This is a genomic window from Polynucleobacter necessarius (genome assembly GCF_900095205.1).
GTDB lineage: Bacteria > Pseudomonadota > Gammaproteobacteria > Burkholderiales > Burkholderiaceae > Polynucleobacter > Polynucleobacter necessarius_E.
The window spans coordinates 969,579-982,813 of sequence record NZ_LT606951.1 but is presented as its reverse complement, the minus strand read 5'-3'; the positions used below and the strand labels follow the sequence as shown (position 1 = coordinate 982,813).

Annotated in this window: 14 protein-coding genes, 2 tRNA genes and 6 pseudogenes; 9 read left to right on the top strand and 13 right to left on the bottom strand. The window is 43.7% G+C overall.

Translation table 11 applies throughout. The features are described 5' to 3' along the window. Window positions 1-2: 2 nt before the first annotated feature. The 4 genes and pseudogenes from DXE37_RS05450 to DXE37_RS13495 all read right to left on the bottom strand — a co-directional run bounded on the left by DXE37_RS05450 (window position 3) and on the right by DXE37_RS13495 (window position 1,853). Window positions 3-900: pseudogene (locus tag DXE37_RS05450) on the bottom strand (alpha/beta fold hydrolase). A 60-nt stretch (window positions 901-960) separates the two neighbouring features. After that, complete coding sequence (locus tag DXE37_RS05445) at window positions 961-1,224, bottom strand: EF-hand domain-containing protein (RefSeq protein ID WP_114636834.1); 264 nt, start codon at window positions 1,222-1,224, stop codon at window positions 961-963. A gap of 9 nt (window positions 1,225-1,233) precedes the next feature. Beyond that, window positions 1,234-1,479, bottom strand: a complete 246-nt coding sequence (locus tag DXE37_RS13500; RefSeq protein ID WP_269460351.1) for a hypothetical protein — start codon at window positions 1,477-1,479, stop codon at window positions 1,234-1,236. Window positions 1,480-1,535: 56 nt separating this feature from the next. Then, window positions 1,536-1,853, bottom strand: a complete 318-nt coding sequence (locus DXE37_RS13495; protein WP_197713112.1) for a DUF3313 family protein — start codon at window positions 1,851-1,853, stop codon at window positions 1,536-1,538. Between the two features lie 190 nt (window positions 1,854-2,043). Between DXE37_RS13495 and DXE37_RS13490 the strand changes: the two genes are divergently transcribed. After that, window positions 2,044-2,178, top strand: coding sequence for a hypothetical protein (locus DXE37_RS13490; RefSeq protein WP_269460295.1), 135 nt, complete (start codon window positions 2,044-2,046; stop codon window positions 2,176-2,178). A 327-nt stretch (window positions 2,179-2,505) separates the two neighbouring features. Here the strand turns inward: DXE37_RS13490 and DXE37_RS05435 are convergent. Both DXE37_RS05435 and DXE37_RS05430 read right to left on the bottom strand, forming a co-directional pair. Continuing rightward, window positions 2,506-2,582 (bottom strand) — tRNA-Arg (locus tag DXE37_RS05435). Window positions 2,583-2,627: 45 nt separating this feature from the next. Further along, a tRNA-Pro gene (locus DXE37_RS05430) sits at window positions 2,628-2,704 on the bottom strand. Window positions 2,705-3,254: 550 nt separating this feature from the next. On the opposite strand from DXE37_RS05430, the gene DXE37_RS11410 reads away from it, so the two are divergent. The 4 genes from DXE37_RS11410 to DXE37_RS12530 all read left to right on the top strand — a co-directional run bounded on the left by DXE37_RS11410 (window position 3,255) and on the right by DXE37_RS12530 (window position 5,035). Continuing rightward, window positions 3,255-3,584, top strand: a complete 330-nt coding sequence (locus DXE37_RS11410; RefSeq protein ID WP_231971173.1) for a TonB-dependent receptor plug domain-containing protein — start codon at window positions 3,255-3,257, stop codon at window positions 3,582-3,584. 78 nt (window positions 3,585-3,662) lie between these two features. Next, on the top strand, window positions 3,663-3,884 hold the full coding sequence (locus DXE37_RS11405) for a hypothetical protein (RefSeq protein WP_231971172.1): 222 nt from the start codon (window positions 3,663-3,665) through the stop codon (window positions 3,882-3,884). 140 nt (window positions 3,885-4,024) lie between these two features. Beyond that, entirely contained in the window at window positions 4,025-4,435 is a 411-nt protein-coding gene (locus DXE37_RS11400; RefSeq protein ID WP_197713109.1) for a hypothetical protein, read from the top strand. A gap of 30 nt (window positions 4,436-4,465) precedes the next feature. Further along, on the top strand, window positions 4,466-5,035 hold the full coding sequence (locus DXE37_RS12530) for a TonB-dependent receptor domain-containing protein (RefSeq protein WP_197713108.1): 570 nt from the start codon (window positions 4,466-4,468) through the stop codon (window positions 5,033-5,035). A 269-nt stretch (window positions 5,036-5,304) separates the two neighbouring features. On the opposite strand, the gene DXE37_RS05420 is transcribed toward DXE37_RS12530, so the two are convergent. The 5 genes and pseudogenes from DXE37_RS05420 to DXE37_RS05400 form a co-directional block, all read right to left on the bottom strand. Beyond that, window positions 5,305-5,829, bottom strand: coding sequence for a chromate transporter (locus DXE37_RS05420; protein WP_114636833.1), 525 nt, complete (start codon window positions 5,827-5,829; stop codon window positions 5,305-5,307). Further along, complete coding sequence (locus DXE37_RS05415; protein WP_114636832.1) at window positions 5,826-6,398, bottom strand: chromate transporter; 573 nt, start codon at window positions 6,396-6,398, stop codon at window positions 5,826-5,828. The genes DXE37_RS05420 and DXE37_RS05415 overlap by 4 nt, the downstream gene beginning before the upstream one ends. Window positions 6,399-6,404: 6 nt before the next feature. Continuing rightward, the gene (locus DXE37_RS05410; protein WP_114636831.1) at window positions 6,405-6,716 is read right to left on the bottom strand and encodes a hypothetical protein; all 312 of its coding nucleotides are present in this window, start codon (window positions 6,714-6,716) and stop codon (window positions 6,405-6,407) included. A gap of 175 nt (window positions 6,717-6,891) precedes the next feature. Further along, a pseudogene (gene ppk2 / locus DXE37_RS05405) lies at window positions 6,892-7,777 on the bottom strand (polyphosphate kinase 2). A 92-nt stretch (window positions 7,778-7,869) separates the two neighbouring features. Continuing rightward, window positions 7,870-8,655, bottom strand: a complete 786-nt coding sequence (locus DXE37_RS05400) for a lysophospholipid acyltransferase family protein (RefSeq protein WP_231971171.1) — start codon at window positions 8,653-8,655, stop codon at window positions 7,870-7,872. Window positions 8,656-8,764: 109 nt separating this feature from the next. Between DXE37_RS05400 and DXE37_RS05395 the strand changes: the two are divergent. The 4 genes and pseudogenes from DXE37_RS05395 to DXE37_RS05380 all read left to right on the top strand — a co-directional run. Further along, a pseudogene (locus tag DXE37_RS05395) lies at window positions 8,765-9,573 on the top strand (UDP-2,3-diacylglucosamine diphosphatase); the annotation flags it as partial. After that, a pseudogene (locus tag DXE37_RS05390) lies at window positions 9,570-10,533 on the top strand (glycosyltransferase family 4 protein). The pseudogenes DXE37_RS05395 and DXE37_RS05390, both read left to right, overlap by 4 nt. Before the next feature lie 11 nt (window positions 10,534-10,544). Next, window positions 10,545-10,949: a diacylglycerol kinase gene (locus DXE37_RS05385; RefSeq protein ID WP_114636830.1), complete on the top strand. Its 405-nt coding sequence runs from the start codon at window positions 10,545-10,547 to the stop codon at window positions 10,947-10,949. 215 nt (window positions 10,950-11,164) lie between these two features. Beyond that, window positions 11,165-11,873: pseudogene (locus tag DXE37_RS05380) on the top strand (GNAT family N-acetyltransferase). 22 nt (window positions 11,874-11,895) lie between these two features. Here the strand turns inward: DXE37_RS05380 and DXE37_RS05375 are convergent. Both DXE37_RS05375 and DXE37_RS14330 read right to left on the bottom strand, forming a co-directional pair. Further along, window positions 11,896-12,971 (bottom strand): annotated as a pseudogene (locus tag DXE37_RS05375) (Ppx/GppA phosphatase family protein); the annotation flags it as partial. Between the two features lie 99 nt (window positions 12,972-13,070). Beyond that, a complete protein-coding gene (locus tag DXE37_RS14330; protein WP_415066786.1) occupies window positions 13,071-13,202 on the bottom strand; it encodes a hypothetical protein in 132 nt (43 codons plus the stop codon). Between the last annotated feature and the right edge of the window lie 33 nt (window positions 13,203-13,235).

Genomic DNA, 13,235 nt, shown 5'->3' with positions numbered 1-13,235 from the left:
ATTTAGTATTTAAAAAATTCCTGGGCTTCTTTAAGAAGGTCTCCTGGAAGTTCCTCTGGGATATAGTGTCCACATGGTACCGCCCCGGTAACATCTTTAGCAACTGCTCTCCAGTCATCCAACGGCTTAAAGCATTGGTTGACTAAGCCATGCTCGCCCCATAAAACTCGAAGAGGCATTTGTAGCTTTTCACCAGAAACTCTATCAGCACGATCATGAACTAAATCAATCGTAGCTGCAGCACGATAGTCCTCACACATGGCATGCATGCCGATTGGATTGCCCACACCTGCTAAATATTCCGCCCATTTCTCCGCTGAAAAAATTCCTGTGCCCGCATGACGACCCATATGATTTTTTAGCCAATACTCTGGGTTTGCGCCAATCATCGTTTCGGGAACGGGCTGGGGCTGAATGAGGAAAAACCAATGCCAGTAACCCTTGACAAATGCCATGGTCGTATTCTCATACATGGTTAATGTAGGTGAGATATCGAGCACCATTATGCGCAAAACGCTTTCTGGAAAGTCCATTGCTAATCAATGAGATACCCCTACCGCCCCGATCATGTCCGAGTAAGAAAAATTATTCATGTCCTAAGGAAGACTGCATCAAGGCATGTTGATCAGCAGCCATAGACCTTTTGGAGTAGCTTGAGTGGTCAGGCTTGCCATGCGGTTTGGATGATGCACCATAGCCACGAAGATCAGCCGCAACCACTGTATATATCTTCGCTAATTCAGGAGCAATTTGCTGCCAAATGGCTTTAGTTTGTGGAAACCCATGAAGCAACAATAAAGCGGGTCCCGATCCACCAACTAGACATGCAATTTCTATAGGCTCATCAGCAGAATCAACGGTAATCTGTTTTTCTTCAAATCCAGGAAAAATAATAGACATAAGAGACCTCAAAAAAAGAGTCTCCTCGGAGACTCTATACAGATATAAGTTATTTAAAAGTTACCGATTAGCCATTGCCTGAATTTCAGCAACCGTCACATAGCCCTTGTTTCTGGAATCAATGGCACTAAAGTGATCATAGATTCGAGGCATGCAACCTTTAGCTTCAGCTTGTGTTAATTTGCCGTCGTGATTGACATCGCATTTAGCAAACCGCTCCACTATCTCCCGATTGCGTGATGTCTCATCAGCAAAAGAAGTTAGCGGAGCTGCAAGCAGGAAGAAAGATGCTAGTAAAAAACTTTTAGGGATGCATGCCTTCATTTTTTGCTTTTACTTGCCTGTAGGTGTTGGATTGGAAGATGTTTCCATAGCTACACGCACAACCTTTTTGGCCATGGCAATAAAGGAATCAGATGATCCAGAAGCAGTTCTAAAAGACTCACCCTGCATCGTTACCAAACCTTCGTCTAAGAGTTGTTTTGATTGGCTATCAGTAATCTTGCTTTCAATTAACAATGCGGGAGTTTTGGAATTAACGCCGCCAGCATAAGCAGCCGCATTCATTGCCAAGCCAATCGGTGTGAAATTCCATGGCTGTAAGCTGTCGGCCGAGCTTTCAGCCCCGGTAATACCTACGGATACTCAGCTACGTCTGGGCCGGGCTGTGTGACGATACGAATATTGCCACGATTGTTCACAGCCTCAACCATCGAAGCTTGTAGTACTACTTTTGCTTTATTGATGACATCGGCACTAACTTCTCTAGTAGCATTTTGATTTAGATAGATTGGATCCAAGATCAACGCGGTATAGTTGCCGGGATTTACTCCTGAAATGCGATATCTCCATACGCGCGTATCGGATTCACTGGTAGCGGTAGGAATTAATAAATTGTAGTCAGGGCAGGAATCCTGATCTCGGCATAGATTGGGTGGCCAACTTTGGGGCATTGCTACATGCAGCTAGTACTAGTGCTGTAGTTTATGGAGGCAAACACTAGGGATAATTTATTCACATACATTCCGATCGGAGTTGGTTAATTAAGTGCTACTAGTTTTTACTGAATCATCATACTTACTTTGAAATTAATCTGCTGCCGGACAAGGAAGTGTTCCGCCGGGCTTTTTGTGAATTTGGGGCTTGCAGTCAGCAGAAACTGAAGATGCTGGAGTCGTGGCTGCAGAGCTATTTGAAGGTGCCTTAGGGTCAGCTTGTTTAGAGGTTGAAGCTACATCAGGTGTGATTGCGCTGATGGAGAAGATGAATTGCTTGTAACAACGTTAGATTTGGCGGGTGCCAGACCAACTGAAGCATAAAAAACTTTGTCTGATCCAGGGCACGGCATTAGGGAGCCTGTTTTAGGGTTAACAACATCTTTGCATTGAGGGTTTGCTTCAAGGCGTGCTTCTAACTTAGCGACGGAACATGCAGACATCGCCAAGACTGCAACAATCAAGATAAATGGCTTAAAAGTAATCATTGAGCCATTCTAAGGCAAAGTGTGAATTGATAAATCACCTGCTGCCACTCAATGGGGCAATGATGATTTAGCTGCCCGAAGTAAGCTCTAGCAAGCAGAGTGAGGATATTGGATAGAGGAGGTGGCCTGCCCAGCAGGAGTCGAACCTGCGACCTACGGCTTAGAAGGCCGTCGCTCTATCCAGCTGAGCTATGGGCAGATAAACGCTGAGTTTGTAACTAGTTTAAGAACTCAATAGAGAAAGTGGTCGGAGTACAAGGATTCGAACCTTGGACCCCCTGCTCCCAAAGCAGGTGCGCTACCAGGCTGCGCTACACTCCGACGGAATTGACATTCTACACCAAGAGCGCCTTTGTAGGCAAATCCTGTAAGATTCGTGTCATGGTTGCCTATTTTTCTAGCAAATTCACAAAGCATTTTCAGTCTGCAATTGCAGTCTTTTTTTGCTCATTTTTTGCTTGCTTGGCACCCACTGGGTTGGACTTTCTCATGGCATTTCGCATGCAAATCCGCAAAACCAGTCCATAAAAAAATATACAGCGACAACCCCAGAAAAAAGTTTTGACCATAGTTCAAATATCTGTCATCTATTAGATTCGTTAACCTTGGCCGGATGCATTCCAAGCTCGAATACCAATCTCGCCTATCTACAAATTTGTGCGCATGGAAAGTTTCAACATGCGCCCCATTCATTCCCTCAAATTAGTCTTGCGTCTTATCAATCGCGAGCACCCCCTACTCTCATCCTTTAAAACTTTCCGCTTACGAGCGCTTTCTTGTTTTAACTAATCGTCACCAGATTGACGTGTTTGGATGAATATGAATTACTGGCTTTACCCCGCACAATATTTTTATAGGCCTTTTAGCTTTTTTGCTAGCCACATCCCCTGTCTACGCACAAACTCAGGCACAGTCAATGCCAGAATTAGAGGTGACTGGAGTGCGTGAAGGTGGAGATGGATTTCTATCACCAAATAAAGTTCTTGCTGGCGATGAACTTCAAAATAAACTTTCAGGAACTTTGGGGGCAACATTAGCAAATGAATTAGGTGTCTCAGCAACTGGTTATGGTGCAGGCGGCGCTTCAAGGCCAGTAATACGTGGCTTGGAGGGCGCACGTGTTCAGATATTGCAGAATGGATTATCTGTTGGGAATGTCTTTAGCATCTCCCCTGACCATGCCGTAGCAAGTCCGATATAAAATGCGCATCAGATAGAAATCTTACGAGGCGCATCTGCACTCTTATATGGATCTGGTTCAAGCGGTGGTTTAGTGAATGTGGCGAATGATCGTATTGTTACTAGCATGCCAGATACCATTTCTGGCGCCTTAAATACAAGCTATGAAACTGTCAATCAAGGTAAGACGGCTAATATTGAACTCGATACACTCGCCGGACCCTTAGCGCTCCACTTTGATTCAGCTATCAGCAACTCAAATAACTACCGAATACTAGGCTTTGCCGAACAGGGGTGGACCAAATGCAAATTGGGCCATTAATCCTGGAGAGCCCGTAAATACTCCCTATAGCGGTAAGCTTCCCTTTTCTTTCAGCAACCAGAATAGTTTGGGCTTAGGCGCTAGTTATATTCGCTCAGATGGATATACTGGCGCCTCTTTAGAACGTATGAACCATAACTATGGCATTCCTGCCGTTGAGGGGTGGATTTATTCAGCAATCCCAAAATCGCTATGATTTTGCTCATCAAACAATTGATCCTTTTGATGGCTTTTCTTCGGTCAAGATCAATGCAGCCAATACCAATTATCAGCACACTGAATTTGCAAATAATGGAGTAGCTTCAACACAATGGAATAATATTGCAACTGAAGCGCGTATTGAATTAGCGCATAAAGAGCTATTTGGATCCAAAGGAATATTAGGATTTCAGGTAACCGGGTCAACTCTCAATGCAACCGACTTATCCACCAATAGTTATGCCGTTGTCCCTCAAGCGAAATCAAATTCCAGCGCTCTCTTTTGGGTTGAAGAAGGTCGTTACGGTCCTATGAAAACCAGCCTAGGAGCTCGTTACAACTACCTTACTTAGAATCCAAATTCAGGAACACAATTTCCCAGCGTGGATAGCCAACAATTTGTACCAACATCGTATAGTCCGCCTGGCTTACAAAGCCGCCAATTTAATCTGATGTCTTATTCAGCAGGTGGTTTGCTAGATATTGCTAAGGGATATGGTCTTGGGTTGACCTATACCGTTTCACAGAGAGCTCCTTCAGCTCAAGAGCTCTACTCCTATGGGCCGCATGACTCTACTGCGACATTTGATATTGGTAATGCTAATTTAAGTACGGAAACCTCACATAACCTAGAGCTCAGTTTTCAGAAAACGCTGGGCTTAGTTCGTAGTAAAGCCAGCATTTATCAAAATCAATTTAATAACTATATCTATGGATACTATACGGGCGCCTATAGTGAGGCTAATCAAAATTTCTCAGTTGTACAAGCATCACAAGCCAATGCCACTATACGAGGTGTTGAGGCTGATTTAAGTTACAACTGGAATCAAACTGGATTAGGGGGTCGTTTATTTGGTGACGCCTTCCAAGGTACATTTAATGCCGGCGGAAATCTTCCGCTTCAACCTGCTCCTCGCTTGGGGGCTGAATTTATTTATCAGCGTAATGGTTAGTTAACTGGTGCAACCTATGTATATAGCTTTCAACAAAACAAACTTGCCAGCTGGGAAATCGGACCAACACCAAGCTATAACCTCTTAAATGCCAACCTATCTTATACGGAGCGTATAGGAAGAGTGAATTGGACTGGGTATTTGATGCTAAAGAACTTGTTAAACGAGGAAATACGTTACGCTACCTCACCAATGGCAGTACGCTTATATGCACCTCAACCCGGAAGAAGTCTAATGGTTGGAGTCAGAGCAGCTTTTTAAAAAAGCAATTAAAAGTATGTGAGCAGCAGAAAGCCCAGCAATCCTGACCCCAGCATTACAAAAACAGGAGTTATTTTTGTACGCAAAATGAGGCACAAGGAAAATAATGCTAAACCAGCGGTGATTGGGCTGACGACAGAGGATTTGGCTACGGCATAAACGCCAGAGGCCATTAACCCAATCGAAATGGGCTCCAAGGCATTCTGAATGCTGCGTCGCCAAGGACTTTCACCAAAGCGATTCCATATGCGCCCCACATAGAGGCACAAAATACTAGATGGCAAAAAGAAGGAAAGCAAAACAACGCCTGCCCCAAGAATTCCGGCCACTTGAAATCCAATGACTAGGACCATCAGCATATTGGGGCCTGGGGCCACCTGGCCGATACTGTAAATATGAACAAATCGAAGATGATCAATGCCAAATTGATGCGCTAATAAAGTTTGCATTTCAGGCAAAACAGCTGTGCCTCCCCCTACAGCCAATAAAGAAAGCAAGCCAAAAGTCAGGGCCAAAGAAATCAATTGGGTCATTGACTGCCTCTAGGCCTATAAACATAGATAGCAATTGGAGCCATGATTAACAAGACAATTGGCAAGCTAAATTTGGCAATACTCATCAACACAAAGGTGATCAAAATAATTGCTAATGATTTCAGATGTTTCCACTGATCATCACCAATGCGATAGGTAATTGCGGCCAGTAAGCCACAGGCTGCTGCAGCTATACTTGCCAAAATATGGTTGGCTAGAGGATGATCGGTATTGGTGGTGTATGCAATTCCTATTACCAGCACAAATAAAGCGCCCGGCAGTATTAAGCCCATCGTGGCTATAAAAGCACCGAGAGCTCCTCGTAAATGATCACCAGCAAGCACTGCTAAATTGACAGAATTTAAGCCAGGCATTGTTTGGCTAATGGCTAAATATCCCATAAAATCATCAGATGAAAGCCATTTACGCTTCTCTACTAACAAAATGCGCTCGTAGGCAATAATCCCTCCGCCAAAGCTGACGGCTCCAATAATCAGAAACTGCACAAACAAATCAATCAAGCTAGTTTGTGCGGGTGATGAAGATTGATTTTCTAAGACATCACTCATTCGGGCTTACCGTAAACAAGGGCGGTTTTTGGTGCTGCCAATTTCTAACCAGTCAGCTAGTTCTATTTGTAAGTTCTTAAAGAATTTATCGGTACGTTTATGTGCTTTACTTTCAGATCGATTATGGTCGCTTACACGATAAGAAAAAGCAAGTTCCCCCACAATTGGATCGCCCACGCTCTTCATCCAGATCGCAATTTCGCAATGCGCTTGGACACCATCGCCAAAGGCTAAATTACCTAAAGGAAGGCATGCTTCTAAGATTTTATTGGTGCTGCCGCCAACAATGCGCAAAGGAAGTTTTTGATCAAAGGACAATTTGGTAAGTCCAGGGAAAAATTTAACGACACTACTTAATTTACGGTCAAATACCCGATACGGCGATCAAGCCCGTTTGGTTTAATTAAAGGCTTAAATTCTCGATTGGTGATCGATGGATGAAGTTTCATGAAATTCCCTCTGATTAATGAGAGATTATCACCAACCGGAGAACTTAGTAAATTTCTGGAACGTACGTCTCAGGTGGGAGAGGTCCACGGAGATAGTCAGGGTTGTGAACCCGAGCAGGAAGCGTGATTACAGGGTGTTTAATTTCTTTATAAGGTATCTGGCTTAACAAGTGAGCCATGCAGTTTAGGCGAGCTTTTTTCTTATCATTAGCTGCAACCACCCACCAAGGAGCCTCAGGAATATGAGTCTTTTTCAGCATTGTTTCTTTAGCCTTGGTATAGGCCCCCATAAACGTCTAGCCTCTAGATCCATGGGGCTCAATTTCCACTGTTTCAATGGGTCATGAATGCGCATCATAAAACGGTTGTACTGTTCATCATCTGAGATTGAAAACCAGTACTTAATTAAGATGATTCCCGATCGAACCATCATGCGCTCTAAAAATCAGGAACAGTTCTTAAAAACTCTTTGTATTCTTCGTTGGTGCAAAAACCCATCACCTTTTCAACGCCTGCACGGTTATACCAACTGCGGTCGAATAAAACGATCTCCCCACCTGCCGGAAGATGTGAAATGTATCTTTGAAAATACCATTCTGTTTTTTCGCGCTCGTTAGGAGCCGGGAGTGCCACTACTTTGCAAACGCGGGGATTTAAGCGCTGAGTAATGCGTTTAATTGCACCCCCCTTGCCCGCAGAATCACGACCTTCAAACAATACAGCAACCTTCATCTTGTTTTTTACAACCCAGTCCTGCAACTTAACTAGCTCACCCTGAAGTCTGAAAAGTTCTTTGAAGTAGATATTGCGTGGAATTTCAGATCCACTAGCTCCATCAGGAGAAAGGCGGTCATCATCAAGCTCCATTTCTAGCTCTTCGTCCATGCTATCAAGAATTTCTTCTTGAGCACGTCTATACCACTCCGCCATGGGCTTTATATTTTTTGCTCATGCAATTTAAAATCCGACAATATTTTGACTAGTTTACGCCTTAAATGATGACATTTTTATTACAAAGTCGCTTATAGGGTGTTTAACAGGATTTTGCTAACTTGCGCCTGGCTATGTACTGCTAGCCACTTACGATCGCTAGGATGGTTTGAGCCAGAGGCTGCAGATGGTAAAAACGTGAGTTGAACGATGAGATTTCGATGTTTGAGAATATTGCCCATAGACTCTAATAAACCCATATCTCCTACAAAAGCGGCTACCTCAGATCTTTTCCCTGTTTCCTTTGAAATATATCGAATTGCTAAGGAATATACGGGCATATGAGCTATTACTGCTGCCTCAAATAGGTTGGGCTTAAATGGATGCACAGCGCCACCTAGGGTCGACGCGGTGCCCTCTGGAAAGATGCAAATTGATTCCGTTTTTAAGACCTCACTCATCCCATTAACCACCTGCTGAGCATGACGAGAACTTGCGCGATTGATAAAAACAGTCCCAAGCTGCATTGCCATCCAGCCAAAAATTGGCCAAGATAGGACTTCTGATTTGGCCACAAACCGAATGGGGTTAGATGCGTTGACTGCATGGATATCTATCCATGAAATGTGATTGGCCGCTAAAAGATAGGGCTTATCTTTTAAGACTGAATGATTTACGACTAACAGTTCAATTCCAAAAATAAGCAATAAACGCTTCGACCATTTTTGGATATAGAGGTGTTTTTTATTGATATCGATATGGGGGAAAATTAAAAGAAGAAGCCACAGACCGTACAAAATATGCAGCAAGATTAAAAGCCACAATCCCATTTTAATCAATACAGGGGTTTGCTTTTGAGTAATTTGAGCCTTATCCATTCGTAAACAATATAAATCAATTAAAACAAATAATCTTCGTCATCAAACTGACTTAAAAGTGTCATCACACCTACACAGACGATGGGCTTAATACTGTTTCATGATGCATTACAGAGCCATCTGGGTTTCTAATGTACACCTAGGAACAACAGGGTGTCAGGCTAACTACCTTCTCGATTTTCTCAAACATAACGAAGCGGATAAGTTTATCTAGTTGGTGACATCATTGATGGATGGTGCCTTAAGAAATCATTTTACTGGCCTCAAGCCCATAATGACGTAGTTCAAAAGCTTTTGCGCAAAGCAAGAAAAGGTGCTGAAGTAATCTATGTTCCTGGCAACCATGATGAAAGTGCCCGTCAGTTCTTTGGCCTCTCCTTTGGGGATGTAAAGGTTGTAGAAGAAGTCATTCACACCACATTAGATGGAAGAAAGCTATGGGTAACCCATGGTGATCTATTTGATGGCGTAATGCAATACGCGAAATGGTTAGCCTATGTTGGAGATACCCTGTATTCATTCATCCTCTATGTAAACCGCTACTTCAATATGTTGCGCGTAAGGATGGGCTTGCAATATTGGTCTCTATCTCAGTATTTAAAACACCAAGTTAAGAATGCGGTGAGCTACATTGCTGACTTTGAACACATTATGGCAAGGGAAGCGCGTCTTCGTGGTTGTGATGGAGTGGTCTGTGGCCATATTCACAAAGCTGAAATTCGTGAAATCGACGGACTGCTCTACTGCAATGATGGTGATTGGGTCGAAAGCCTTACCGCCTTAGTTGAAACATATGCTGGTGAACTCAAAATTGTTCATTGGACACAAATCAAAGACGAACCAATTGAGGCGCCCGAACTTACTTTCCAACCCGCTATTGAATCACTTGTTAAAGAGGCTGTGCTAGGAAAATCATGATCATCACTGATGCTTGGGATCCGCAAGTAAATGGAGTTGTAAGAACTCTGAAGCAGACTCGTGCAGAGTTAATTGCCATGAGTCATCAGGTTGAGTTAATTACCCCTAATGGATTTAAATCCATCCCGTGCCCGACTTATCCTGATATTGCTTTATCTTTATTTCCAGGCAAAGAAGTTTCCAGAAGAATTAAAGAATTTACGCCAGATGCGATGCACATTGCTACAGAAGGTTCCCTAGGCTTATCGGCACGTTCATATGCCGTTAAAAACAAACTCCCCTTCTCTACCGCCTATCACACTCGTTTTCCAGAATATGTAAAAGCTCGAACCGGTATTCCATTGGCAATTACTTATGCCTTTATTCGATAGTTCCATGGACCTTCAATGGCTGTAATGGCTCCAATCTAGAGGTATAGATCTTGATATTTTTAAAATTCAAGAGTCGAAAGCCTTAAATACAGCTCATCCCATATTTTTATATGTTGGACGTGTCGCAGTTGAAAAAAACATTAACGCCTTTTTAGAAATCGATTTGCCTGGATCTAAATGGGTTGTAGGTGATGGTCCTGCTATGGCTGGTATCAAAGACAAATATCCTGAAGTCAATTATCTTGGCGTTCTTCAGCAGCATGAATTAGCGAAAGTCTACGCAGCAGCTGATGTGTTTGTATTTCCAAACAAGACCGATACCTTCGGATTAGTTCTGTTAGAAGCGATGGCATGCGGTACACCTGTGGCGGCCTGCCCAGTGACCGGCCCTATTAATGTGCTAGGAACCTCAAATGCAGGCGCCATGGATGAGGACTTACGAGTTGCTTGCATACAAGCCTTAAAAATTCCTCGAGAAGTAGCTCATGCACATGTGGAAAAGTTCTCATGGCGTGCGGCATCCGAGCAGTTTGTTAATCACCTCAAGCCAGTACCCACCACTGAAGTTCATGTGACTGCATTGGCTTAATTGGAGCTCTTTTGAATACTAAGTACCACATCGACCAAAACCTCCATAAGGGGAATCGTGGTTTAACTAGAGCCTGGCATGCTGCCAAGAATTCTTGGTGCGGACTAGTTTATGCATTTTTAGAAGAGAGTGCCTTTAGGCAAGAACTCACTTTATGCGCTTTATTGGCCCCTATTGCATTCTTTTTGCCAATTAGCCATTTCGAAAAAGCAGTGCTCACTTCATTACTGATCTTGGTATTGGTTGTAGAGCTCCTCAATTCTAATGTTGAGGCTGCAATTGATCGCATCTCCTTTGAGCATCATGACCTATCAAAGCGGGCAAAGGATTTTGGCTCGGCTGCTGTGATGTTAGCTCTTTTAATTACATTGTTGCTCTGGGGTTCTGTTTGCGTACCCATTGTCTTAAACATGTAATAAATCATCCCTAAGATCGGAAATATCAAGTTAAGGACAACTATGTCAGACATTCCAAACCCAATTGCTGCATTTGAGACTTTCTCCCCGAAGAAAGTGAAAAAGTTAAAGTCAAGCAAAGGCGATGCTTTAAAAAAGTTATCAAAAAAATAACCAAAAAACTTTTTGGAAAGAAATTTGCCACGAAATCACGTGCAGAGTTAAATGCACCAGATATTGCTCCTACTGCCCCAACTCTTGCAAAAGCCAAAAGACCAGCATTTCAGATTCGGCGGGCAACTAGTCCTAGCGAAGTAAAAGAAGCGCAACGTTTACGCTATAAAGTATTTGCTCAAGAGATGGGCGCAAACCTGCCTAAAAATGCAGAGTCCTTAGGCGTCGATGAGTTTGATGCATATTGCGATCATCTGCTCATAAGAGACCAAGATACCCTAAAGGTAGTTGATGCCTATCGGGTTCTGAGTTTGATCTATCCAAGCTTAATCATCTGCGTCCAAAGCTGGTAGAGTTAGGAAGATCATGTGTGCACCAAGACTATCGCTCGGGTGCAGTCATTATGGCTCTGTGAAGTGGTTTAGCTCAGTATATGCAAAAGAATGGCTAGGAAATCATGTTGAGTTGCGCAAGCATTCCAATGGCCGATGGTGGCCACTACGCGGCCAGTCTTTACAACTCATTAGGTAATGATCAAATGGCGCCAACAGAATTTCATGCTTTCCCACGTTTACCACTGCCGTTAGAGAAGTTAAACGGCGGCCTGGATGTAAGACCCTCCCCCATTGATTAAGGGGTTACCTTAAGTTGGGAGCAAAAATATGTAGCGCCCCTGCCTGGGATCCGGATTTCAACACTGCTGATTTATTGACCATGCTACGATTGTCAGAAATCAATCCACGCTACGCTAAACATTTCCTAGGAATGTAATCACTCTAGATGGTCCTGGAGATTATTTCAGGCTGACTTGATAAGAGCGGCCCATTCTTTCCCATTCGGTCGCTTCTTTCGTGAGGCTAAATTCAGTTAATGGGTGCTCTGCAGCCCACTCCTTAGAGAGGCTCACTAAATAGGAGCCATCATGCTCAGGTACCTTCACCTTAGGAAGATCAGTATCACTTCTTCCGCGGCAAAGTACTTGCGCTAAGCGTAAACAAAACAGCATACGCCAATCATGAAATCCCTGATTACTAGCTAGCTTACCAAGTTTACCGGTGTGCCCTATGAGAAGTGCCGCCAGTCTGGCTTGGTCATTTTTAGAGAAGCCTGGCATATCTGCATTACCTGCAATGTACGCAGAGTGTTTGTGATAACCATTATGAGAAATAGACAAACCAATTTCATGTAAGTTAGCTGCCCACTGCAATAAAGCTACGTTATCAGCGCGACTTTCTGATTCAGGTTTAGGCAGATGCTTCAAGAATTCAGCAGCAAGTTTGCCAACGCGATTTGCCTGCTCTCTATCAACCGCATATTTTTGCATAAATTGTTCAACAGTGACATAACGTATATCGTGGTGCTGTGAGCGTCCCAGGAGGTCATAAAGAACACCGGTTCGTAGAGCAGCATCCGTCACCTCCATTGCTTCGATACCAAGTTCGTCAAAGACAGCAAGCATGATAGCTAGGCCACCTGGCCAAACAGTGCGTCTATCGTCTTTTAGCCCGATTAACTCCACTTGATTTACGTGTTCGTATTTCAATAGATGCTTTTTGAGAGCCTTCAGCCCCTCTCTAGTAATGAGGCCGCTAGAGGCATTCACTCTACCCATTGTTAGACCGTCACCAAGGCCATTTAGGTCATTTGCACCTATCAATTCAGCTAATGCCCTAGCGGTGTACCTGATGAGCCTGTGGCTTGCTTCCAGCCGCTTTTGAGAGGCCCCCTGAGATAAAACCTGAATCTCACGTCTAGCGGCTAATTCAGCCTCCTTAAAGGCATGCGCATCATGGGAAAGAAACGCATGCTATGTGAGACACAACCGATATAAAGACTCTCCATCAGTTTAGGTTCATAGCCCTTGCCTATACGCATTCAAACCACGTTGGTAGGCGTCGTTCCCTAGCAATTTACTTTCTGTCAGGCCGCCAGCCAATCTGACTGATTCCCGAAGGGTATCAATCGGTCTTAATCGGGGGGCTCCCCTGAGGGAGTATTTACGGCCTGAGCAACCAGCATACGGAAGCTGTTGGAGCCTAAATCTACGGCGGCAACTAGATCTTCCGAATGAGAAGTGATGTCAACTGGTTGAGAGGCCAAAATGTTCCCTAATATGTATACACAGTGCGAATA

Excerpts from the sequence above, each read along its gene's own strand:
- DXE37_RS13495 (WP_197713112.1), bottom strand. The coding sequence starts at position 1,853 with ATGCCCCAAAGTTGGCCACCCAATCTATGCCGAGATCAGGATTCCTGC.
- DXE37_RS05415 (WP_114636832.1), bottom strand. The coding sequence starts at position 6,398 with ATGAGTGATGTCTTAGAAAATCAATCTTCATCACCCGCACAAACTAGC.
- DXE37_RS05400 (WP_231971171.1), bottom strand. The coding sequence starts at position 8,655 with ATGGATAAGGCTCAAATTACTCAAAAGCAAACCCCTGTATTGATTAAA.
- DXE37_RS05420 (WP_114636833.1), bottom strand. The coding sequence starts at position 5,829 with ATGACCCAATTGATTTCTTTGGCCCTGACTTTTGGCTTGCTTTCTTTA.
- DXE37_RS11400 (WP_197713109.1), top strand. The coding sequence starts at position 4,025 with ATGGCATTCCTGCCGTTGAGGGGTGGATTTATTCAGCAATCCCAAAAT.
- DXE37_RS05445 (WP_114636834.1), bottom strand. The coding sequence starts at position 1,224 with ATGAAGGCATGCATCCCTAAAAGTTTTTTACTAGCATCTTTCTTCCTG.